The organism is Mucilaginibacter sp. P4_C11 (genome assembly GCF_056402115.1).
Window position 1 is genome coordinate 44,199 of the sequence record NZ_JBFUIA010000017.1, and the last position, 21,852, is coordinate 66,050.

The window sequence follows — 21,852 nt, forward strand, 5'->3', positions numbered from 1 at the left end:
AGATAGCCGACTAATTTACCGGGTGCCGGACTGTAAGGCAGTCCCCAAATCCAGCACAATTGCACCCCCTTCAGGTGTTAAGCGCCAGGCAGAACCGTTGGCCGGTTTCGAAAACTTTCCTTGCAAAGCCTTTAATTTATAATTTGTGTTTTCAAACCTGCAGTTCAGTTGTTTAGGGGTAATGTTAGTATAGGGTGTTGCAGCACCGGGGGCTACATCCATATCCAAACACCAATTATACGTAGCCTTGCTATCCATGTATATTTTAATTTGCTTCTCGGTCAAATCCATTTCCAGCATGCCGCCTTCATTCAGTCGCCATGATATATGCAGGCTGTTTTTGCCGGTGTTTTTAAATATGGGCGATTGCCCGGTTGCCAGGGTCTCTTTTCCAAGTTCCACTCGTTTAAGCCGTAAGCCGGCAATATGATCGGGTTTACTCCAAATATAGCCGTCTACTACAGGCAGGGTAAAAAAGGTACACTCATTTGATGTAGCCACCTGTTTTTCATAAACCGACGGGAATTTTTCATCAAATAAATGAATATCGCGGATGCGCAGGCTGCCCTTTTCCCAAAGCAGGTTAATTCGGTAAAAGCGGCTGTTATACCAAAGGGTTTTCAAATCGCTGCCGGGTATATCTTTTGTTACTGTAAATGAAGTGGCCGGTGTAACGGGGTATTTCATTTTAAACCAACGGCCCGATTGCTCCAGGGTTTCAACCCTTACTTTATGCTCGTCGCGTAGTTTGGCAATCAGTGGCATCTGTATTTCTAAGCCTTTGGCCATGGCATCCCAGGTAAAGGAGTTTTCCTGTCCGGCTTGTGTATAATTAAAACCGAGCGAAGGATCATCGGTAAATGATTTAAAAAACCAGTTTACCCAGGTCGAATCGCCGCCGCCAAATTTGTAAACAGGCTCCAGTGTAACCACGCCTTGCCGGGTTGTGCCAAGGCCGTTATCGTACTGCCGCACCGGATCGCTGCCCAGCATCCGGAAGATGGGAACAGGGATCTGATTTTGCGCGTGCTGGGCGGGCATATATGAATTTATTTTGCTTGGATAATAGGCCTGGTTCCAGTAACCACCCCAAAGTGTATAGCCGTCCGTACCGTATTGGTCCTTGCAATTTGCTGATGCCACAATATGGTATTTTTGATACATGTAGTTAATGCTATAAGCATCAATAAACCACGAAGCCACCGATTTGGGGTAATAGCCAAAAATCTTTTTAAAACCGCGGAAGTATACATCTATCAGTTTTTCGCGCTCCTTTGGTGTATAGCCGGTAGAAAAGCCAATGTTGGCCCGCCAGTCCCAGGGATAACGGCCGCGCCATTTAAGGCCTGCGTTTTCCACCATAGGTTGCGGTATCTCCCACCAGGCACCAATCTCAAAAGTTCCTTTTGGAAGGGTTGCCAACAGTTTTTGATATCGCTTATCCATCAGCGCATCATACTGTAAAAGGAATGTACCGCCCAGGTGATATTTTTTCATGATCTCTACCTGTTTTACCACTGTTTGGTACAATACGTCTTCGGTAATTGCCGGATCCCGTGGTTCCAGCAGGCGAATGAAGTTAACGATGTTAACAATTTTGGGCGTACTATCGGCGGGTGTTGGTTTTTTATTTTGGGCGATTGCAGTTATCGCCATTGAAATAAACAAAGTGCAAAAAATGAATTTGCAGGCTGCCTTAGCTTTTGTAAAAATCATAGGGTAGGTAATGTGTGGTCAAATTGGATATTAACTTACTAACGTAGTAAATTGATGGGCGTTTGGCATCCTTATCTGTCTGATGAGGGCATTATTTTGCGAAACGCAGGAAGCGATGTTTATGTACGCTATCAAGAAAAAGTCTTGCATTACGCCAATTTCTAAAAAATTAAGCCTTGCTTCACCCAGATGCATATGGTTTACTGAGCTTAATTTTGAGGGATCGTTCTCTCCATCGTCCTCCCAAAAGCAAACAGCACATATGTCATAGTGGGCCCTGCTTGATAAGGTTTTATATCCGCAACAAGGGCAGGGATAAAGCCTCGGCTGGCGGCCTTTTACCCTGACTTCTTTTTTTAACTCAGCAGTTAGATATAATGCCAGGTATTGATTGGTAAAGGATTTAAAGGCATACACAACGTGTTTTCTGCCATAAAAATTTGACACCTCTTCTGTGGCTTCTTCAATTATCTCGCTTTCAATTATCTCGCTCTTTTCGCTGGCGGGAAGGTTCAAAAAATGTATAAAAGAGGATAAGATAATAGCTTCTTTTCTTAACAATATCATATAGGCAGTAATTATTGGGGCTTTTTATTTCAACATCAAAAACAAATAAAGATATACCCACAAAATATCTATAAAATGCCAAAAGGTGGCGCTCATTTCCATGCGGTATAAAACCCTGTACCGAGGCTTGTTTTTTAACGAACCGGATAGGGTATACCCTAATAAAGCTACGCCGGTTATAATGTGTAAAAGATGAACGGCCACAAAAACATAAATGAACGATTGGTAGCTTTTGTGCATATCAAAATAAACTTTTTGATGAAGCAATGTACCCCAGGCAACAGCCTGCAGCAACATAAACAATAGCCCCAACGCAATCGTGAGCTTTAGGTACAAGTGGAATTTAGCATTTTGCAGGCCCTTTAAACATTTGCCGGCTACATTTAAAGTGCCACTGCTGCCGAGTATAACAACCGTACTGATGATAAACACAAAGGGCAATTGAGTGTGTATGGCATCACCTGCTGAGGTTGAAATAAGGAACACGCTGGTTAGCCCGGCAACCAGCATAAACGAAGATGTTATGGCTAGCCAAACCATAAACTTGCGGGCATTCAGGTTTTGCATATCCTTGCGGTCGTTCATGCCGAAAATTAGTGAATTCTCGCTTTAAAGTTAACAGCCGGGTTGTGTAAAAGACTTGGGCATAAGAAAATGTTTTTTAGAAAAACACCATCATCATAATGGCATCGGGATGATTACCTTAAAAGCGCTAAAACAAATTGGGTTTTAATGGGGCAGCTTACGCCGCAACAAACCATATAGGAACGTACCTGTCAACGCGCCAATAACCACAATGATAAAGGATGCATAACCGTAGCCGATATTTACAAACATGGGACCTGGGCAAGCGCCGGTAAGCGCCCAGCCAAGGCCAAATATCAGGCCGCCGATGATATAATTTGCCCTGGTTTTTTCTTTATCGGTAAATATAATGGGGTTGCCCTGCGAATCTTTGATGTGGAGCTTTTTAATAAGGTAAACGGCCAATGCGCCCAATACCACAGCGGTGCCAATAATACCATACATATGAAACGACTGGAAGCGGAACATCTCCTGGATGCGGTACCAGGACACAGCTTCAGACTTGGTCATGATGATGCCGAAGATAACGCCGGCGATAATAAATCTTAATCCTTTCATATCGATAATATCAGGGGCAATAAAAAGTGTGTCATGATAAGCCCGCCGGCAAAAAAGCCAATGACCGCTAAAAGAGAAGGAAATTGCAGGTTCGACAGGCCACTGATGGCATGCCCCGATGTACAGCCGCCCGCATACCTTGAGCCAAGGCCTACCATTAAACCACCGGATAACAGGATGACGATGTTTTTGAAAGACAGGCTATGGATCCCAAAAAGCTGTGCCGGATTTAGTTGCCCATCAAAGTTTATCCCGATGGCTTTTAGGTCGGTTACCGTAGCGGTGGCCAGCTTTAATGGCGCGTCGTTTTTTAACAGGGTGGCAGATATCAGTCCGCCTAAAACCGAGCCCACTAAAAACAGCAGGTTCCATTTTTGAGCCTGCCAGTTAAAATCAAAAAACGGAACTTTTTTACCGGCACCGGCCATGGAACAGATGGTGCGCAGGTTTGATGAAAAACCAAATGATTTTCCGAAATAAAGCAATAAAACCATGATAGCGGCAATTGCAGCCCCCGAAGTATACCAGGGCCAAGGTTGTTTGAGCAAATTAAGCATCGTTGTATATGTTTTCTTATTGTAAAATCAGGGCATTGTGCTTGGGCACACATAAGCACTTACATTAAACCTGCCAGAATCTTTTATGGCTTTAAAACCTCCCTGAACATCAACCAGGTTAGTAAAGCCCCGCGCCCTCAACATCGAATTGAATATCATTGAACGATATCCCCCGGCGCAATGCACATAGTAGGTTTCATTTTTATCCAACTGGGCCATGTTGCTGTTAATGTCATCCAACGGCAGGTTTTCGGCGTCTAAAATATGTTCCGCATAGTACTCCGGTGCTTTACGCACATCAAGAATTTTTACCGGGCTATGGTTGCTTAATTTATCCGCAAGTTCATCAGCAGTTAAGGATACAATACTGTCTGTCTCGTTGCCGGCAGCTTGCCACGCAGCAATTCCGCCTTTTAAATAACCAATGGCATGGTCGTATCCCACACGGGCCAGGCGGGTAACAACCTCTTCTTCGCGCCCTTCGTCGGTAATCAGTAAAATTTGCTGGTTAATATCTGGCACCAATGCGCCAACCCAGGGGGCAAAGCTCCCATCGATGCCAATATTGATAGAGTTGGGCACAAATGCTTTTGCAAAAACCTGGGCGTCGCGGGTGTCAAGCAAAATGGCGCCGGAGGTGTTGGCCGCGGCTTCAAACGCTTCGGGGGATAATGGCTGGGTTCCCTGGCTCAGTACTTTTTCAAAGCTTTCGTAACCTTCCTTATTCATTTTAACATTTAACGGAAAATATACCGGCGGAGCGGTTAATCCGCGGGTTACTTCGGCTATAAATTCATCGCGGGTCATGTTAGGCCGCAGGGCATAGTTATATTTCTTTTGGTTGCCCAGGGTATCGGTGGTTTCCTTGCTCATGTTTTTGCCGCAGGCAGATCCCGCACCGTGTGCAGGATAAATAATAACATCATCGGGCAATGTCAGGATACGGGTGCGCAACGAATCGAACAATATACCTGCCAGTCCTTCTTGAGTTAGCCCTGACGCTTTTTGCGCAAGGTCGGGCCGGCCAACATCGCCGATGAATAAAGTATCGCCAGAGAACAACGCGGTTTCTTTGCCAAATTCATCGCTTAAGAGGTAACAGGCCGACTCCATGGTATGGCCGGGCGTGTGCAGCACCTTTATGGTGAGTTTGCCAACTTTAAAGGTCTCGTTATCTTTAGCTATGTGCGCTTCAAAGCCAGTTACCGCATTTGGCCCATACACAATCTGTGCGCCGGTTTCCCGTGCCAGGTCAATATGTCCCGATACAAAATCGGCATGGAAATGAGTTTCAAAAACATACTTAATGGTGGCCCCGGCCGCTTTGGCTTTAGCTATGTAAGGCTCCACCTCTCTTAGGGGATCAACAATGGCAACCTCATTTTCTGATTGGATGTAGTACGCCCCCTGGGCCAGGCATCCGGTATATATTTGTTCAATACTCATGATATTTTCTTTACTTTAACAAAGGTGCAGTTTAGCAAGCAAGCAGATGGTAACCAACGTCACCACCCCATCAAAATTATTTAAAAAAACAGTTCTTTAGCCAATATATAAATACCCATTACCAGTACAAACCAGCCAAAACCCTTTTTTAGTTTGTTGCCGTCAATCCGGCGGCTGATTAACCCGCCTGCAAATATACCGGCTATGGCTATCGCCGTTATTTTTAACAGGAATATCCAGTTGATTGCAAAATGGCCCAGGTCGCCGGTAAAGCCAATGAGTGAATTCATGGCGATGATAAGCAGCGAAGTACTAACAGCTTGTTTCATGGGCAGGCCTACTAATAAAACAAGGGTAGGTATTAGCAAAAAGCCGCCACCAGCACCTAAAAAGCCGGTTGCCAGTCCTATACCTACGCCATAAAGCAATAGTTTAGGAATGTTGAGTTTTTTGTCGCCAGTGTGGTTCGGCGTCTCCATTTTACTGCCGCTTTTGATCATGGCTGTTGCTGCGGCCACCATCAATACGGCGAAAAACACCATGGTAAGGATGTTTTGGGTGAGTTGAAAGCTGCCTATTCGCAAAATGTTATGAGGTATCAGTGGTACCAGGAACTTACGCGTAATAAAAACAGTGCTGATAGATGTTAACCCAAAAAGCAGCGCTGTTTTAATATTCACCAGCCCCTTGCGGTAATTGGTAAAAACACCCACCATGCTGGTTGAACCAACAATAAATAAAGAATAGGAGGTTGCTAAAAGCGGGCTGGTGCCAAAAAGGTAAACCAGCACAGGAACTGTAAGGATAGAGCCGCCGCCGCCAATAAGGCCAAGCGAAATCCCAATTAAAGCTGATGCGAGGTAAGCGAAAAACTGCATGTTTAAATAATTAACAACGCAAAAGTGCTTGTTTTACCCGCCCGCAACGGTGACTTATGTCACCACGGTTTTTTATTTTTTCCACTCAATAAAATTGCGGTTCAGCACGATATCGCCCCGCTGCTCCATTTTTTTAAGCAAGCGGGAAATAACCTCGCGCGACGAGTTCAGGTCGGCGGCAATCTGGCTGTGGGTTATTTTTAGTTCGCGTGTTTTTAGCTTTTGATATTGATTTTGCAGGTAATAGTATAAACGCTCGTCCATTCCCTTAAAAGCGATATGGTCAATTACTATCAGCAGCTCTTCGTACCGGGAGCGGTAGGTTTCCAACACAAAATAGTACCATGTTTTGTAGGTGGTCATCATTTGGTCCATTAAGGCTAAAGGCATGGCCAAAACGGCGGTATCTTCAATGGCTTTACCCATCACCTCGCTGGTTTCCTGTTTGGCGGCGCAAATCATGGTTAGGGCACAGGCATTGCCCGGTTCCAGGTAGTACATAAAAAACTCGCCCCCATCATCGCCTTCGCGGTATAGCTTTACCCGGCCGTTTAAAATCATCATGGTTGATTTGATGTATTGACCGGTGCGCAACACAACCTCGCCGGCAGGGACATGAATAACCGATGCGTTTTGAACTAAAAAGACCTTTAATCCTGGCTCAAACTGAGGGAACAGGCGGTCTAAATAGTCCTGGATAACGGATTGATCTTTCATAAAAACGGGTAAAAACAAGAATGATGTTTAGTTTGCCAAAAGGAGCGGGGTAGGCTTAGGGATGAATAGTTGCCCATCCATCGGCCTGGCGGATAATAATTTCGCCATTGCCACTGGGCACATAGCTTATAAACGAAAAAAGCGTAGCCTTATCAATGTGCCGTTCCCTTACCGTATTGCTGCATTGCGCCAGTATCACTCCTTTTTGTAATAGTTTTTGCAGCTCGGCTTCGTATGGTCCTGCTTTATCGTAAACGACAACACCATCAGCAAAAGCAATAAGTTCCATTTCCAGTTTGCCTTTTAGCCGGGTGTCTTCCAGGGCATTGTCCATGTTACGGAGGGTTTGTTTAATCTTCTTCGGGTCCGATTCGTCAAGGTAATAAAGCGCTTTATAATGGGCTTGACTGGCTTCGGCGCCTTTAAATTCCGATGCTGCTGTTTGGGCGAAAGCTGGTTTAATAAAAAGCAAACCGGCAAGCACGAAGAGTAAGGAAAAACGATTTTTCATGGCTATAGATTTAAAGAGGTTAATTTATACTTTTTTATGATGGAATTGTTGAATGGGGCCAAATGGCCCGTATTTATGCTGACGGGCGGTAAAGCCATCGGCATACGGCCCAAAGGGTAAATCTATGGGCTTTTGCTGTAAGTCGGGGTAATCTTTGTGTTGATCTTTGTGTGGCCGGGGTTGCGAGTTGATGAACGCTGCAACATCCCAGCATTCTTTATCGGTTAACTGCGGGCTTTGGTAGGTGGCGCCAAAAGGCATATTGGCCTTCACAAAGCCAGCCAAATTGCCTATCCTGTACATGCCCGCACCATCGTTATAACTGTCCGGCCCCCATAAGGGTGGGTAGGTATATGATTGTTTATCTACCGCCAGCAACCCCTCGCCGTTTGCACCGTGGCAACTGCGGCATTTTTGAATGAAAACAGCCTTTCCGCTTAACGGATTGGCTGCGCTATCCGTAAATTTTAAACGTGGTGTAGTACTACCGAATAGCACCTTTCCCTTTTTTGCATTTTTGCCCAACCATTGCATGTAAGCCATTATTGCCTTAATTTCTTTAGTCCCGGTATCGGGCATGGTGCCATTCAGGCTGCGCTCAAAACACTCCGAAATTCGCACAGATGCCGATATAACCACGCCGCTACGGGTGCTTTTTTTAGGATAGGATGCCGTAAACCCGGCGAAGTTGTTGGCAAATAACCGGGTGCCCGCATCCAGGTGACAGTTTTGACAGTTCATGCCGTTACTGATGTGGGCAACAGACCCATTGGGGCCAAAATATAAGGCCGTTGAAGTAATTAACATTCGGCCATACCTTATCAAATCGCCCTTTTTACCTGCAGGTATATTTTGTGTTTGCGGCGGTAGCCCGGCACCAGCAATATCTTCCTGTTTTTGGCCGGCTTTGAGAGATGTATCAACTGCCACGTCTTTATAATCACCCTTTTTTTCCGGCCTGTTGCATGCGGAAACAAGCGATACTATAACAGCGACAACCAGTAATAATGAAACCGATATTAGGTCACGCGAAACTTTAGTCATGGCTTTTATGTTTTTTTTGTGGCATCGGTATTCATATCGGGCTTTATACAAAACTGCACAATTTACAAAAACATGTTGGTGATTTAAGTCACCAAAAACAGTGTACTGCACAGAAATAAACCGGCCATTTTTTTGATCTCAATTTTCTTTACATTAGGAGGGCTGCTTTTTATTTAGCTGCCAAAGAATTACTAATTTCATGATATGATAAGAAGGCTCATTATAATTGCTTCGATGTTGTTTTTGTCGTGCAACAACCGTAAGGGCGCTGCTATCACAAAGCAGGTAGAAAACATAAAACCGACTAACGATCAGGCCGAACGCCGCCGCCAATCTGAAACTTATTGCAAAGCACATCACATACCTCTTTATAGTAATCCCAACGCTTTATTTGTAGACCCGGAATCGCAGGCAGCTATACGCACAAAAGATGAAGTGACAGACAGAGCGCTGGCATTGCTATATATAGGTTTAAAAAGCGAAGGGATAGGGCAAAAGGACTTGGACGAAATAAATAAAAACCTGGATGCGCTATCAAAATTAACCCCGGCCGAAAGAGCTTATATAATAAATCCCCAGCCAACAAAGCAACAAACCACTGATGCCAACTGGCGCTACGAAGATTTACACGTGATGCTTTGGGCATTAGGGTTTATTGACTCGCTGGCTTACCCCGACCAATTGTGCAATGTAGCCCAGGATGCAAAGATATTTCGGGGCCTGACCGGCCGGCAGTTTAAACAGCGAGCCCGGTTACGAACAAAAAAAGAGATTCTCGACCAGGCCGATCTGATCCTGCGGCTGGACTGGGCTTGTGTAGATGCCCGCACCAATAGGCAGCCGGCTCCCGGAAAGCTTGATAGTGGCGTAGTTTATGAAAGGCACTACGCATTAAACTGGCTGATAAACTACATGAACCAAGGCTGGGATGATATAACGACAGATACGTAACAGCATTAGCGCACAATGGACCTACATAAACAGGTATTTATTGAATGCCAAACGGCCTTATGAGTACACGCTACTTAATTTCTACCACGCCCGCAGTAACAGCCGGAAACCTGGAAAACACGGCGGCATCATGCCCCGGAACAATGAACCTTACATCGGTAACCATGGTTTTCATTCTTTGCATCGCTTTTACATAGCCTGCCGGGTCGAGCGTTCCTCCATCTGCCGGTGGCACCAAATGGTCAAGGCTGTAGTATATCCAGATATTGTCGGATGCCAGTACAATCCTGTTATTTCCTGTATTTACCAATACGTATTCTGAATTAAAGGTATGTCTTGATCCGGTGAATACTTTTATGCCGGGGATAATTTCCTTGTTGTCGCCATCTACCAGCGTCACCTTTCCGGCTAAATTTAAATCAATCATCATCCGTACGTCTCTTTTGTTAAATCCACCGCTACCTTCGCCTTTTTGCCAGGCCGCCCCCACAAAATAATTAAAATCATCTTTTTGGATCCAAACATGGGCATTGGGAAACAATCCCACACCATCTATATGGTCCCAATGTGGGTGAGATAGGATAATGTCTGTGATATCACCTGCTTTTAAACCCAGTTTATATAATGGGCTGTCGGGCCGAATGTAATTAATAACCTTAAACTCTTTGGCATCCTCAATATCATTTAAAAAGCCCGCGTCAACCAAAATATTGCGGTCATTGCCTTTTATAAGCCATACCATAAAATTGAACTTCAGGCTATCGGTAGCCGGGGCTCCCTTGGCCCAGTCGGCAGCGGTAAAAGGGTAGGCCGAACCAGCAAATTTAATGGCATAAACTTTATAAAGCGGTGCTTGTGCCCGGACGCAAAGCGTGCCGGATAACACCAACAGGGAGAGCAGAAAAAGTTTTTTCATTCCCTAAAGATAAGGCGGAAAGCGATAAGTTAAAAGCAAGGATTGACAATAATAAAGATGTGCGAACAGGACGCCCTAAAAATTATTTTTATTTCGCTATTGCATTTTAAATATTAATCGTAATATTGCAATATATATGGGCTTAACAAAAACAGAAATATTTACTGACGAGCAAAACAGGCTGGCTGTTATGCTTAAGGCGATGGCTCATCCCGCACGCATAGCTATTTTGCAACAAATACTTAAAGCTAATGCCTGTATTTGTGGTGATCTGGCCGATGAATTGGGCCTGGCGCAGCCTACCATTTCGCAACATTTAAAGGAGTTAAAAATGGCCGGGTTGATACAGGGAACCATTGAAGGTGTAAGCGTTTGCTATTGCATTAATCCAGTAGTATGGAATATGCTTAGCAACGAATTAAAGGACTTTTTTGCGGCTTACGAAGCCCCTAAGTGCTGCTAAAAAAATTTGACCAAATCAATCGCAATATTGCAATAATAAAATTAAAGATTATGAATAAGATAGAAACCATCAGCTGGAAAGTGTTTAAGGATACGTTGTTACAACACCCAGATTTAACCCTGCAGTTTCAATATGCCGAAAACCAATGGGTGAACGCGGCTTACCATATCACCGAAATAAAACAGGCGCCCATCACATCGGTAGATTGCGGCGGTGTAATGAATGCCTGGACAGAAATTATTGTACAATTATGGGAGCCCGAAGGCCAACAGCAGGATAGGGCGATGGCCGTTGGCAAGGCCCTGTCAATTGTTAACCTGGTAGAAAAAGCGTTGCCTTTAAACCCTAACGGCATTGTGAAAATTGAATTTGGCAACTCCGAATTTGATACCCGCCAAATGCTGCCGAAAACGTTATTGATAGATGGCGATAACCTGGTTGTTGACTTAAGGCCAGACGCCGTACAGTGCAAAGCTATAGAAAGAGGCGGTAGCTGCGGCACCAATGATAAAGGAGAAGAATGCTGCGCACCAGCAGCAAAACCTAAAATTCAATTGAAAAACCTGGTTACCGACGCTGCCTGTTGCACCCCGGGTTCCGGCTGTTGCTAATTGGACTAAAGGCACAAAGCGGAAATACTATTCGATACGAATACTTAGTTAATAAGCCATGCAAATAGAAAAAGCAAAAAACTACAGGGCAAAAGTGATTGCCCTGCTGGCAAATGAAAAACTCCCTACCGATGACTTGCCGCAAACACTTGAAAATTTTGTGGTAGCCAAACAGGGCGAAGAGGTAATAGGCATTGCTGGCATCGAGATTTATGATAGCTACGGCTTGCTGCGCTCTGTTGCGGTATCTGCGGCAGAGCGTGGTAAGGGTATAGCTAACCGGTTGCTTGACAATGTAGAAAAGCTTGCCGCCGCCCAATCGCTGCAGGCAATCTTTTTACTTACCGAAACTGCCCCCGAATATTTTAGCAAAAAAGGCTATCAAAAGATTACCCGGGCCGAGGTGCCGGCCGAAGTTCTGCAATCAACGGAGTTTAGCCATGTGTGTCCGCAATCGGCTATTGTTATGAAAAAAATATTATAAAAAGCATGAAAAACATTTTAGTATTATGTACCGGCAATAGCTGCCGCAGCCAGCTGGCCGAAGGTTACCTTCGTTTTTTTGCCGGCGATAAAGCCAACATTTACAGCGCGGGGATAGAAACCCACGGAGTAAACCCCAAGGCTATACAGGTAATGGCCGAAGACCATATCGATATTTCAAAACACACCTCAAACCACGTGGATGAGTATATTAACATCCCGTTTGATTACGTGATAACCGTTTGCGATAACGCCAATGAGGCCTGCCCGTTTTTTCCGGGTAATGTACAGCGCTTTCACCATAACTTTCCCGATCCGGCAAAAGCCAAAGGTACACCAGAGGAGATATTGAATGAATTCAGGGCTGTTAGGGACATCATCAAAGCCTATGCGGCCAACTTTGTAAAACAGCATGTCGGGTAAAACCGGCGCCCTCGCTTTTTAATATCCATTACAGTAAAATCAATATGTCAGCAAATAACTGCGCCCCAGTGGCCGAACGTAAAAAATTAGGTTTCCTTGATCGTTACCTTACCCTGTGGATCTTCCTGGCAATGGCCATCGGGGTTGGCGTGGGGTATTTTATCCCTTCGTCGTCGGGCTTTATCAACTCGTTTTCCAGCGGGACAACTAACATCCCGTTAGCCATAGGATTAATCCTGATGATGTACCCGCCGCTTGCTAAAGTGAAGTACGAAAACATGGGCGAGGTATTTAAGGATACCAAAGTATTAAGCGCATCCTTAATTTTAAACTGGATAGTGGGCCCTATCCTGATGTTTGTTTTAGCCATAACCTTACTGCGCGATCATCCTGCTTATATGGTTGGGCTAATCCTGATAGGCCTGGCCCGCTGTATTGCCATGGTAGTAGTTTGGAACGAACTTGCTGAGGGCAACCGCGAATACGCAGCCGGGCTTATAGCGCTGAACAGCATTTTCCAGGTATTACTGTATAGCGTTTATGCCTATGTGTTTATTACCTTATTACCGCCGCTATTTGGCCTCAAAGGCTTAGCTGTAAATATTACCATTGCCGAAATTGCCAAAAGCGTGGGCATTTATTTAGGTATTCCCTTTGCCGCCGGCATCATCAGCCGTTATACACTTATCAAAATGAAAGGCGAGGCCTGGTTTCAAACCAAATACGTACCCTTTATATCGCCGATAACACTGGTAGCCTTGTTGTTTACCATTGTGGTGATGTTTAGCCTGAAAGGGAACCTTATTGTTCAAATTCCTTTTGATGTTATCCGCATAGCTATACCGTTGGTTATTTACTTTACCATTATGTTTGTGCTGAGCTTTTTTATCGGCAAATCATTTGGCGCCGATTACTCGCGCAGCACATCTATCGCCTTCACAGCTACAGGCAATAATTTTGAATTAGCTATAGCTGTTGCGATAGGCGTTTTCGGTATTAACTCGGGCGAAGCATTTGCCGGGGTTATTGGTCCGCTGGTTGAGGTACCCGCGCTTATTGCCCTGGTTAACCTGGCCTTTTATTTCCGCAAAAAGTATTATACCGCAAAAGTATCCGTACAATAATGAAAATTGCTCTTTTTTCAGATGTTCACGCCAACCTGCCGGCGTTTGAAGCCATGCTGAACGATTTGGACAGCCGCCAGGTTGATGCTGTTTACTGCCTGGGCGATTTGGTGGGATACAACGTTTGGCCCAATGAGGTAATTGCCCAAATACGTAAACGCGGCATCGCAACGCTTGCCGGCAACCACGATCTGAAACCGAAAAAAATGGTTACAACATCACAAAGTTTAACTGAACCGGGGAAAAGCCACGCCTATCATTTGATTAATGATGAGAACCGCAAATACCTTGCAACGCTTCCGGCACACATCAGGCTTGAATTTAAGCTGACTGATGAGCCGCTAGATGTGGTGCTGGCCCATGGCAGCACCCGCAGTGTCGACGAATACGTTTTGGAGGACTTGGACGAGACTTACGTGTTAGCAATGATGGAGGAAGCCAATGCCGATATATTGTGTGTTGGCCATTCGCATAAGCCCTACCATCGTGTTATTAAAACAGGCGGTCAAAAATTCAAACACGTTATCAACATTGGTTCGGTGGGCAAACCAAAAGATGGCAACCCCCACGCCTGCTATGTCATATTAAGCCTGAACGAAAATAGTAGCATCAGCAACAATAACAGCATCTACACGGAATTTATCCGGGTTTCGTACGATGTCGAGAAAGCAGCAGCCGCGATAGAAAAAAGCCCCCTGCCGGATGAATTTGCAGATAGACTGAGAAAAGCTTATTGATGCGCTGATATGTTCCATGCTTCTTCGTATTCATTGTAAACCAATTCGAGGATTTGCTGTAAGCGATACCCTCTCCTAATATTATCAAGCTTCGGCGAGCTATGCCCCGAAACGCTACTCATCGATATAAAAGGCCTGTTCGCCGATATTTGCTGTTTTACGAATTCACTTTGGCCTATTTTCACTGCTGAAAATTAAAACGGCTAATTAACACTGCATGAATAAACTAATACTATAATCCCAAGGGGAGGTTTGCGTTGGCAAATCATCACACTCTCGTCGTTCTTTACCAGTTTCTTCATACTTGTTAAGAAGATACTTTCAGTTAATAGTTAATTAATCAGCGCCTGCTCAGAGTGCGGCGCTTTTTATTTCTCTCTCCACTCAAACAGGGGATGTTAGCGCTTTCGCCATGAAAAGCCTGCTCCAATCCGCAGACACTCAATAACCGACTTACTTTAATAGGTACATCATCAACATAACAGATGATACATGTTTAAGGCAAACCCTGAGGTGCTTTAGGGCAACCGTAATCTGGTTTTCTACGGTACGTTTTGATATACCCAACTGGCCGGCAATTTCCTGGTTCGAGAGTTGTCTTACCCGGCTTAAGTAAAATATTTCCTGGCAGCGCCTGGGTAGTTGTACCAGGTATTGGTCCAGCTCTTGCTGAAACTCCTGTATCATAATATGACTCTCGCCCGCGTTGCTATCCAGTGGCTCGCTTATATCCAATCCTTCGGGTACTAAAATAACGGGCGATTTTGCCGATCGCATCCGGTTATAAACCTGGTACCTGGTGGCAGTAAGCAAAAAGCCTGGGAATGATTCGATCTCGAGCACGTCCCTGCGGTTCCAGATATTCAGGAAAACATCGTGAACAATTTCTTCGCTTACCTCATGATCTTTAATGTAAACCTGCGCGGTTTTGTAAAGCCTTACCCAGTACCGGTCAAAAAGAGCGGTAAAAGCGGCTTCGTCATTACGGCGGATAGCAGCCCAAAGTTCAGCGTCGCTAAGCGTGGAGTTAAGCATAATTGGTTGGGTAAAAGTATGAAAAGCAGGCAAATAATGTCGAGGTTTTACCTGTTGCAAAATAAAAGTTACAAAAGTATGTGTGTGATTAAATGTTATCTACACATATAATGTATAAACCTGTAATATACATTCCTGATGATAACCAAAGATGAGTTTGTGGTTTTGTACCAAAAGTACATGAACGGGCAATGCAGCCCCATGGAAAAGGAGCTGCTTGACGCCTACAGCGACGAAATGAAATTGCTGGACGACACCTGGGCCGATGATTTGGTTAATCAAAATGACGCCCGCGACCGGATTTGGCAAAAATTAAGCGATAGCCGCAAAGTGGTTGAAATGGCACCGCGCAAAAACACCCGCTACCGCTGGATGGCCGCTGCCGCTGTTTTACTGCTTACTCTGCTTGCCAGCTTATTTTACATGAAAAATGAAAAGCCAGAACAACACGCATCTGCGGTGGTAACCAAAGTGAACCCCAAGCCAATAGTGCCGGGTGGCAACAAAGCCTATCTTACCCTGACCAATGGCACCAATATTATTCTTGATGATGCTAAAAACGGCGAGATTGCCGCAAAAACCGGGGTTAAAGTAAGCAAAACCGGCAACGGCATGCTGGTATATCACTTTGAAAATAAGGCAGGCGAGACAGCTGTAAATGCAGCCCCAGAGTTTAATACCATAACCACGCCACGGGGCGGGCAATACAAAGTTGAACTGGTAGATGGCACCAAAGTGTGGTTAAATGCAGCATCGTCAATAAAGTTTCCGCAGGCTTTTACTGGTGCCGACAGGGAGGTTGAATTAACGGGCGAAGCTTATTTTGAGGTGGCAAAAAATAAGGCAAAGCCTTTCATAGTAAAAGCCAATGGCACACAGGTGCAGGTATTGGGTACCCACTTTAATGTAAATGCCTACAGCGATAATGCCAATATAACCACAACGCTGATAGAAGGATCGGTAAGAATGTCGAACGCCGGCTCGGCGGTTATGCTTTCACCCGGCCAACAAGGAACGACAACCGAAAAAGGAGCAGCCATTAAAGTTAGCCGGGCTGATACCGAAGAAAACCTGGCCTGGATAAAAGGCTTTTTTGTGTTTCATGACGAAAGCATAGTAAACATTATGAAGCAGGTAAGCCGCTGGTATGATGTGGATGTGGAGTACCGGGACGATGTACAACAGAACGAGTTTGGAGGTACCATATCCCGGTACAAAAACATAACCGAACTTTTAAATAACATGCAATTAACCCGAACTATTCACTATAAAATTGAGGGAAGGAGGGTAATCATTATGAAGTAGTTGTATCTGCCAATAATGTTAACCTGTATATAATAACCAGGAGCGTTCGTACCGCCCCTGGTATTAAGCTGTGAAGCTGCCAGGTAAAAACCAATGATCATTTTTCTCATAACCAATTATTTAACCTAACATTCAAATGTATAAAATTTTCGCTGCAATTAGATGCAGGGAGCTCCCCCGCGTCCAATCTAAATTATTTCTGATTATGAAATTGTCGGTCTTTTTATGTTTGATTTCTATACTGCAGGTTGGTGCCGCCACTACCTATGCACAAAAAATCAGCATGAACAAAAGCAATGCTTCGCTATCCGAAGCATTAAAGGAAATTCACAGGCAAACCGGCTTTAGCGTGCTGTACAATGCCAAAATGCTAAAAAAGGCAGTACCTGTAAATGTAAACCTGCAAAACGCCGACCTGGAAGATGCCTTAAAAAAATGTTTCCAGGACCAGCCGTTTACTTACATAATCAATAATACCACTATTGTGGTAACACCAATAACCGAAGAAAATAAGCAAGTGGCGGCAATTACCATTACCGGCCAGGTTAAAGATAATAAGGGCCTGCCCTTACCTGGTGTTACCATTAAAATAAAGGGATCTGACGTTGGCACCCAAACCGGAATTGATGGTAATTACAACGTAAGCGTGCCCGATGGCAAAGCCGTATTGGTATTTAGTTTTATTGGTTTTGTTACCCAGGAAATTCCCGTTGGCAGCCAATCAAAAATTGATGTGGTATTAAAAGAACAAACATCGGCGCTTAATGAGGTTGTGGTTGTGGGCTATGGTACGCAAAAAAAGGTAAACCTGACCGGCGCGGTTTCGTCTGTTAGCGGCGAAACGCTGAACAAGCGCCCGGTTGTTAATCCTGCCTCTATGCTGGAAGGCCTGGCGCCTGGTGTGCAGATCAATACCGGCTCGGGCGAACCCGGTAACGAGAACGTATCTATCCGCATCCGCGGTAACGGAACATTCAGCGGCGCGGGCTCAGACCCGCTAATATTGATTGATGGTGTTCCGGGGAATTTCAGCGATCTTAACCCTACCGATATTGATAATGTATCCGTTCTTAAAGATGCGGCCTCTGCCTCCATATATGGTTCAAGGGCGGCAAATGGTGTAGTACTGGTTACTACAAAACAAGGGAAAGCCGGGCAACTGTCCGTTACCTATGACGGTAACGTGGGTATTTATAAACCCACTAAAATGTTTAAACTCATCACCAATTCGGCACAGTATATGGAACTTTTTAATGAGGCCCATATCAACAGTGGAATTACCGATCCGGGTTCTCTTTATCCGCAGGATCAGATAGACCTGTACCGCAACAGTACAGACAAGCTGCATTATCCTAATACCGACTGGTTAAGCCTGATATTTAAAACGGCGCCTACCCAAAACCACAATGTTACCTTTAGCGGCGGTACCGATAAAACAACCTACAATGTGTCATTAGGTTATATCGACCAGAATGGTATCATGAAGGGTTTTAACTATAAAAGATACAATGCCCGCATAAACTTAACCTCCAGAGTTAACGATCATATAAAATTCGGGACAAACGTACTGTTAAAATCGGGTACAAGAGATGCTGTGGCGGGTAATCCTTCATCAGCCAGCCAATGGGATGGTTCTTCCATGGACCTTTTCCTTTCGGCCATGTCGCAAGCACCTACTTACGGGCCATATTTAACTGACGGCAGCGGACGCTACACTTATAAAGCCTATGATTTTGAATACAACAACAAAAACCCTGTTGCCGAACTGGACAAAAACTTTACACGTGTAACAAATGATTATGCAGTAAATGCCCAGGGATGGTTCGAAGTACAATTTAACAAAGACTTTTCCTGGTACACCAAAGGTTCGGTAAACATGAATATGGATAAGTACAAGGACTATAAATCGACCATAGACGAGTACAATTTTAAAACCAACCAATTACAAACATCGCTGGATCTGGGGCGTGGATTAACCGATCAGGATGAGCAAACCGTATACACAAACCTTTATAGCTACTTAAACTATGGGCATGATTTTCATGGTCATAACATTAAGGCACAGTTTGGCTACAGCATTGAGCAAAGCAAGTATCAATATTTGCAAGGTTACCGGAAAAACTTCTCAAGCGATCAGCTTCAGGAATTAAACGCGGGCGGCGCGGATATACAAAGCGCCTACGGTACATCAAATCAATGGGCTTTAATGTCATATTTCGGCCGTTTGAATTATGATTATAAAGGTCGGTATTTATTAGAGGCTAATATTCGCGATGATGGCAGTTCAAGATTTCCCGATGCCAATAAATGGGCCATATTTCCATCATTTTCTGCCGGCTGGCGCGCTACAGAAGAGCCGTTTGTAAAAGCGCTAAATTTAACCTGGCTGGATAACTTTAAATTAAGAGGGTCGTGGGGCCAGCTGGGCAATCAAAACATTGGTAACTATCCTTTTCAGGCACTGCTTAATTTAACCGGAGCCTACTCTTTTGATAACTCAACCTTAACAACCGGTGTAGCCCAACAGGCATTAAATAACCCATCTATTAAATGGGAAACAACCACCATGACAGATGTGGGTTTGGATGTAACTATTTTCAGGAATTTCAACTTAACAGCCGATTGGTACAATAAAACAACATCTAACATTTTAAGGTACTCTCAGGTAACGGGTGTTGTAGGCTTAAGTCCGCCAATAATTAACGATGGTATTGTTAACAACCGTGGTGTAGAGCTTGGCCTTGCTTATAATAACGTGATACGCGATGGTGCTTTAAACGGCTTTGCATACAACGTAGGTGTTAATCTTGATCATAACACCAATAAGCTGGTGCAATTTGGCCAAACAGAAATTGGCGGTTACACCATTAACCAAAACGGCCAGCCCTGGAATTCATTTTATATGCTGCAGGTGGTGGGTATATTTCAAACAGCGGCAGAAGTTGCCAGCTCGCCCAAACAGTATAATGATAACACCTTACCCGGCGACTTAAAATATAAAGATGTAAATGGCGACGGCAAAATTGACCAGAATGACCGCACCATCATAGGCGGTGTTTACCCTAAATTAAATTATTCGTTTAACTTATCGGCCAGCTTTAAAGGCTTTGACCTGACGGCTATGATGCAGGGCGTTTATGGCGATAAATCATACGTATCTGGCTGGGGAACCTTGCCTTTTGTACAAGGTACTGCCCCAACAACAGATTGGATAAACCGCTGGACCCCCGCAAATCCTTCAACCACTATGCCGCGGATATATTGGGGACAAGGTGCGCCGGATAAAATTACCCGCCCATCAACTTTCTTTTTACAGGATGCATCGTACTTAAGGCTTAAAAATTTAGTGTTTGGCTATACACTCCCGGCTAAGATGACCAAAAGTATAGGCATCAACAGGGTAAGGCTTTACTTTGCCGGCGACAATTTATTTACCATAACCAAATTCAAAGGTCTTGATCCTGAACGTTATGGCAGCGGCGACTTAGTACAGTACCCGCAAAATAAAATATACTCTTTTGGTGTAAATGTCACTTTTTAATTAGCCCCACATGAAAAATCGTATTATAATAACAACCATATTAATAACATCCCTGTTTTTAGGAGCATGTAAAAAAACGCTGGAGTTAAATCCTTTGGATCAGATAGCCACCGCCACATTTTATAAATCTAAAGGCGATTTTGACCAGGCCCTTGCCGCGGTTTACGCCGCGCTGCAACCAGAAGAGTTTGCCGTTGGCATGGGTTTCAGAGATTGCTTTACCGATAATGGCTATAACCAGTTTAATTCGGGGAGCTCAAAGGATTTTGTTCAGGGGAACTTTAATCCCACTACAGGGGGCTATGAAACAGCCATCTATAACGATAGTTATACGGGTATTGCCAGGGTAAATTTGTTCCTGCAAAATTTGGGCAACTACAACGGCTCTGATATCTCTGACGCCCAGCGAAAAGTGTATGAAGGCGAGGTAAGGTTTATCAGGGCGTTTTTCTATTTTCAATTATATAGTATTTATGGTGATGTGCCCTTGGTTTTACAGCCACTTGATCTGTCTACCCAAAAACAGCCCAAAGTACCTGCCGCCCAGGTGCTGACCCAGATAACGGCCGATCTGGATTATAGCATTGCCAATTTAAGCACCAGTGCGTATTATGCCAATGGAGGGCACGCGGCTGCTTCATCGGCAAAGGCGTTAAAAGCACGGGTACTGTTATTTGCTGCTTATGGCAAAACCGGAACGCCAGATCCTGCGGTTTTAACCCAGGTAAGGGATATTTGTCTGGATTTGATGGGACAATATAAACTGAGCACAAATTTTGAAGATGTATTCAGAGACGCCACACAAAAAAACAATACCGAGATTATTTTCTCTGTTAATTTTTTGTCGCCTAATAATACTGCTCCCTGGGATTTGTATTACGGAGACTACGATGCCTGCGCCCCGCTGCAAAACATGGTTGACGCTTTTGAATGTACCGATGGTTTGCCATATGGCACATCGCCGCTTACCGATACAAAAAACCAGTTCAATAACCGCGACCCAAGGCTACGTAAAACGGTATATGCCGATTCTGTTTATTTTGGCCCGGGAAAAGTGTACCATCCTTCAAATCAGCGGCCTACCGGTTATGGTACCATTAAGTTTTTGGAACCTAATAATATGCCGTATGGTTTTTCTACCCTTAGCCAGCAGGATGCTGTTATACTGCGCTTAGCCGAAGTAATGCTGATGTATGCCGAGGCGCAGAACGAAGTAGTAGGCCCCGATGCAAGTGTTTATAAAGCAATGGCCGATTTGAGGGGGCGTGTAGGGATGCCTCCGTATCCGGCCGGGTACACCCAGGCGCAAATGCGGGAAAGGATAAGACATGAGCGGAGAATTGAGCTTGCGTTTGAAGGCCTGCGTCATTACGATTTGTTGAGGTGGCATATTGCAGGCGATGTTTTAAATAATGTTAAAACATCCCTGATTGTTTATCACTTTGAAGATAAGTTTTACAAATGGCCGCTGCCGCAAACAGAAATTGATAAAAGTGGCGGCGTATTGGTCCAAAACCCTGATTATAAATAGTCAGCTTTAATTTTTTTATTTTAGATGATTGCAAAGCGGCGGGTAAGTTTCCTGCCGCTTTGTTTTTGTCAACTCCTCTATTATTTCCCCGGGGTACGACTCACTTTAAACTACAAATGTTGCGGGCTATTATTTTCAATTGTAAAAAGGTAA

At 44.4% G+C, this 21,852-nt stretch carries 22 protein-coding genes; 10 read left to right on the forward strand and 12 right to left on the reverse strand.

The features are described from left to right. Nucleotides 1-15: 15 nt before the first annotated feature. The 10 genes from AC1DU2_RS16735 to AC1DU2_RS16780 form a co-directional block, all read right to left on the reverse strand. The gene (locus tag AC1DU2_RS16735) at nt 16-1,656 is read right to left on the reverse strand and encodes a hypothetical protein (protein WP_477385379.1); all 1,641 of its coding nucleotides are present in this window, start codon (nt 1,654-1,656) and stop codon (nt 16-18) included. Nucleotides 1,657-1,746: 90 nt separating this feature from the next. After that, nucleotides 1,747-2,277, reverse strand: coding sequence for a CPCC family cysteine-rich protein (locus AC1DU2_RS16740; RefSeq protein WP_477385380.1), 531 nt, complete (start codon nt 2,275-2,277; stop codon nt 1,747-1,749). Nucleotides 2,278-2,307: 30 nt separating this feature from the next. Continuing rightward, nucleotides 2,308-2,868, reverse strand: coding sequence for a cytochrome c oxidase subunit 3 (locus tag AC1DU2_RS16745; RefSeq protein ID WP_477355273.1), 561 nt, complete (start codon nt 2,866-2,868; stop codon nt 2,308-2,310). 144 nt (nt 2,869-3,012) lie between these two features. After that, nucleotides 3,013-3,426, reverse strand: a complete 414-nt coding sequence (locus AC1DU2_RS16750) for a YeeE/YedE family protein (RefSeq protein WP_477355270.1) — start codon at nt 3,424-3,426, stop codon at nt 3,013-3,015. Next, entirely contained in the window at nt 3,423-3,983 is a 561-nt protein-coding gene (locus AC1DU2_RS16755) for a YeeE/YedE family protein (protein WP_477355267.1), read from the reverse strand. The genes AC1DU2_RS16750 and AC1DU2_RS16755 overlap by 4 nt, the downstream gene beginning before the upstream one ends. Nucleotides 3,984-4,010: 27 nt before the next feature. After that, nucleotides 4,011-5,429, reverse strand: a complete 1,419-nt coding sequence (locus AC1DU2_RS16760) for an MBL fold metallo-hydrolase (RefSeq protein WP_477385381.1) — start codon at nt 5,427-5,429, stop codon at nt 4,011-4,013. Nucleotides 5,430-5,509: 80 nt separating this feature from the next. After that, nucleotides 5,510-6,307, reverse strand: a complete 798-nt coding sequence (locus AC1DU2_RS16765; protein WP_477385382.1) for a sulfite exporter TauE/SafE family protein — start codon at nt 6,305-6,307, stop codon at nt 5,510-5,512. Between the two features lie 72 nt (nt 6,308-6,379). Then, nucleotides 6,380-7,024 (reverse strand): Crp/Fnr family transcriptional regulator, encoded by a 645-nt coding sequence (locus tag AC1DU2_RS16770; RefSeq protein ID WP_477385383.1) that lies wholly within the window; start codon nt 7,022-7,024, stop codon nt 6,380-6,382. Nucleotides 7,025-7,079: 55 nt separating this feature from the next. Next, complete coding sequence (locus tag AC1DU2_RS16775; protein WP_477385384.1) at nt 7,080-7,535, reverse strand: DsrE family protein; 456 nt, start codon at nt 7,533-7,535, stop codon at nt 7,080-7,082. A gap of 24 nt (nt 7,536-7,559) precedes the next feature. Continuing rightward, nucleotides 7,560-8,579 carry a c-type cytochrome gene (locus AC1DU2_RS16780; RefSeq protein WP_477385385.1) on the reverse strand — a complete coding sequence of 340 codons (1,020 nt, stop codon included), beginning with the start codon at nt 8,577-8,579 and terminating at the stop codon, nt 7,560-7,562. Between the two features lie 204 nt (nt 8,580-8,783). On the opposite strand from AC1DU2_RS16780, the gene AC1DU2_RS16785 reads away from it, so the two are divergent. Beyond that, a complete protein-coding gene (locus tag AC1DU2_RS16785; RefSeq protein ID WP_477385386.1) occupies nt 8,784-9,530 on the forward strand; it encodes a DUF4272 domain-containing protein in 747 nt (248 codons plus the stop codon). A 70-nt stretch (nt 9,531-9,600) separates the two neighbouring features. On the opposite strand, the gene AC1DU2_RS16790 is transcribed toward AC1DU2_RS16785, so the two are convergent. Then, complete coding sequence (locus tag AC1DU2_RS16790) at nt 9,601-10,446, reverse strand: N-acyl homoserine lactonase family protein (RefSeq protein WP_477385387.1); 846 nt, start codon at nt 10,444-10,446, stop codon at nt 9,601-9,603. A 136-nt stretch (nt 10,447-10,582) separates the two neighbouring features. Here AC1DU2_RS16790 and AC1DU2_RS16795 point away from each other — a divergent pair, with 136 nt between their 5' ends. The 6 genes from AC1DU2_RS16795 to AC1DU2_RS16820 are packed head-to-tail and all read left to right on the forward strand — an operon-like array spanning nt 10,583 to nt 14,287. Beyond that, nucleotides 10,583-10,909 carry an ArsR/SmtB family transcription factor gene (locus AC1DU2_RS16795; RefSeq protein WP_477355246.1) on the forward strand — a complete coding sequence of 109 codons (327 nt, stop codon included), beginning with the start codon at nt 10,583-10,585 and terminating at the stop codon, nt 10,907-10,909. A 50-nt stretch (nt 10,910-10,959) separates the two neighbouring features. Continuing rightward, nucleotides 10,960-11,520, forward strand: a complete 561-nt coding sequence (locus AC1DU2_RS16800; protein ID WP_477355243.1) for a DUF6428 family protein — start codon at nt 10,960-10,962, stop codon at nt 11,518-11,520. Between the two features lie 58 nt (nt 11,521-11,578). Continuing rightward, the gene (arsN2, locus tag AC1DU2_RS16805) at nt 11,579-12,004 is read left to right on the forward strand and encodes an arsenic resistance N-acetyltransferase ArsN2 (protein WP_477385388.1); all 426 of its coding nucleotides are present in this window, start codon (nt 11,579-11,581) and stop codon (nt 12,002-12,004) included. Nucleotides 12,005-12,009: 5 nt separating this feature from the next. After that, a complete protein-coding gene (locus tag AC1DU2_RS16810) occupies nt 12,010-12,426 on the forward strand; it encodes an arsenate reductase ArsC (protein WP_477355237.1) in 417 nt (138 codons plus the stop codon). A 44-nt stretch (nt 12,427-12,470) separates the two neighbouring features. After that, complete coding sequence (arsB, locus tag AC1DU2_RS16815) at nt 12,471-13,550, forward strand: ACR3 family arsenite efflux transporter (protein ID WP_477385389.1); 1,080 nt, start codon at nt 12,471-12,473, stop codon at nt 13,548-13,550. After that, nucleotides 13,550-14,287: a metallophosphoesterase family protein gene (locus AC1DU2_RS16820; RefSeq protein ID WP_477385390.1), complete on the forward strand. Its 738-nt coding sequence runs from the start codon at nt 13,550-13,552 to the stop codon at nt 14,285-14,287. Before arsB ends, AC1DU2_RS16820 begins: the two co-directional genes overlap by 1 nt. Before the next feature lie 453 nt (nt 14,288-14,740). Here AC1DU2_RS16820 and AC1DU2_RS16825 read toward each other — a convergent pair whose 3' ends face one another. Next, entirely contained in the window at nt 14,741-15,322 is a 582-nt protein-coding gene (locus AC1DU2_RS16825) for an RNA polymerase sigma factor (protein WP_477355228.1), read from the reverse strand. 138 nt (nt 15,323-15,460) lie between these two features. Here AC1DU2_RS16825 and AC1DU2_RS16830 point away from each other — a divergent pair, with 138 nt between their 5' ends. The 3 genes from AC1DU2_RS16830 (at nt 15,461) to AC1DU2_RS16840 (ending at nt 21,699) form a co-directional block, all read left to right on the forward strand. Next, on the forward strand, nt 15,461-16,627 hold the full coding sequence (locus AC1DU2_RS16830) for a FecR family protein (RefSeq protein WP_477385391.1): 1,167 nt from the start codon (nt 15,461-15,463) through the stop codon (nt 16,625-16,627). A gap of 205 nt (nt 16,628-16,832) precedes the next feature. After that, nucleotides 16,833-20,168, forward strand: coding sequence for a TonB-dependent receptor (locus AC1DU2_RS16835; RefSeq protein WP_477385392.1), 3,336 nt, complete (start codon nt 16,833-16,835; stop codon nt 20,166-20,168). A 10-nt stretch (nt 20,169-20,178) separates the two neighbouring features. Next, nucleotides 20,179-21,699, forward strand: coding sequence for a RagB/SusD family nutrient uptake outer membrane protein (locus AC1DU2_RS16840; RefSeq protein ID WP_477385393.1), 1,521 nt, complete (start codon nt 20,179-20,181; stop codon nt 21,697-21,699). Nucleotides 21,700-21,852 lie beyond the last annotated feature (153 nt).

Bases quoted from the DNA above. Each gene is read 5' to 3' on its own strand.
- AC1DU2_RS16735 (WP_477385379.1), bottom strand. From the start codon at position 1,656: ATGGCGATAACTGCAATCGCCCAAAATAAAAAACCAACACCCGCCGAT.
- AC1DU2_RS16745 (WP_477355273.1), bottom strand. From the start codon at position 2,868: ATGAACGACCGCAAGGATATGCAAAACCTGAATGCCCGCAAGTTTATG.
- AC1DU2_RS16750 (WP_477355270.1), bottom strand. From the start codon at position 3,426: ATGAAAGGATTAAGATTTATTATCGCCGGCGTTATCTTCGGCATCATC.
- AC1DU2_RS16755 (WP_477355267.1), bottom strand. From the start codon at position 3,983: ATGCTTAATTTGCTCAAACAACCTTGGCCCTGGTATACTTCGGGGGCT.
- AC1DU2_RS16760 (WP_477385381.1), bottom strand. From the start codon at position 5,429: ATGAGTATTGAACAAATATATACCGGATGCCTGGCCCAGGGGGCGTAC.
- AC1DU2_RS16765 (WP_477385382.1), bottom strand. From the start codon at position 6,307: ATGCAGTTTTTCGCTTACCTCGCATCAGCTTTAATTGGGATTTCGCTT.
- AC1DU2_RS16770 (WP_477385383.1), bottom strand. From the start codon at position 7,024: ATGAAAGATCAATCCGTTATCCAGGACTATTTAGACCGCCTGTTCCCT.
- AC1DU2_RS16775 (WP_477385384.1), bottom strand. From the start codon at position 7,535: ATGAAAAATCGTTTTTCCTTACTCTTCGTGCTTGCCGGTTTGCTTTTT.
- AC1DU2_RS16780 (WP_477385385.1), bottom strand. From the start codon at position 8,579: ATGACTAAAGTTTCGCGTGACCTAATATCGGTTTCATTATTACTGGTT.
- AC1DU2_RS16785 (WP_477385386.1), top strand. From the start codon at position 8,784: ATGATAAGAAGGCTCATTATAATTGCTTCGATGTTGTTTTTGTCGTGC.
- AC1DU2_RS16790 (WP_477385387.1), bottom strand. From the start codon at position 10,446: ATGAAAAAACTTTTTCTGCTCTCCCTGTTGGTGTTATCCGGCACGCTT.
- AC1DU2_RS16795 (WP_477355246.1), top strand. From the start codon at position 10,583: ATGGGCTTAACAAAAACAGAAATATTTACTGACGAGCAAAACAGGCTG.
- AC1DU2_RS16800 (WP_477355243.1), top strand. From the start codon at position 10,960: ATGAATAAGATAGAAACCATCAGCTGGAAAGTGTTTAAGGATACGTTG.
- arsN2 (WP_477385388.1), top strand. From the start codon at position 11,579: ATGCAAATAGAAAAAGCAAAAAACTACAGGGCAAAAGTGATTGCCCTG.
- AC1DU2_RS16810 (WP_477355237.1), top strand. From the start codon at position 12,010: ATGAAAAACATTTTAGTATTATGTACCGGCAATAGCTGCCGCAGCCAG.
- arsB (WP_477385389.1), top strand. From the start codon at position 12,471: ATGTCAGCAAATAACTGCGCCCCAGTGGCCGAACGTAAAAAATTAGGT.
- AC1DU2_RS16820 (WP_477385390.1), top strand. From the start codon at position 13,550: ATGAAAATTGCTCTTTTTTCAGATGTTCACGCCAACCTGCCGGCGTTT.
- AC1DU2_RS16825 (WP_477355228.1), bottom strand. From the start codon at position 15,322: ATGCTTAACTCCACGCTTAGCGACGCTGAACTTTGGGCTGCTATCCGC.
- AC1DU2_RS16830 (WP_477385391.1), top strand. From the start codon at position 15,461: ATGATAACCAAAGATGAGTTTGTGGTTTTGTACCAAAAGTACATGAAC.
- AC1DU2_RS16835 (WP_477385392.1), top strand. From the start codon at position 16,833: ATGAAATTGTCGGTCTTTTTATGTTTGATTTCTATACTGCAGGTTGGT.
- AC1DU2_RS16840 (WP_477385393.1), top strand. From the start codon at position 20,179: ATGAAAAATCGTATTATAATAACAACCATATTAATAACATCCCTGTTT.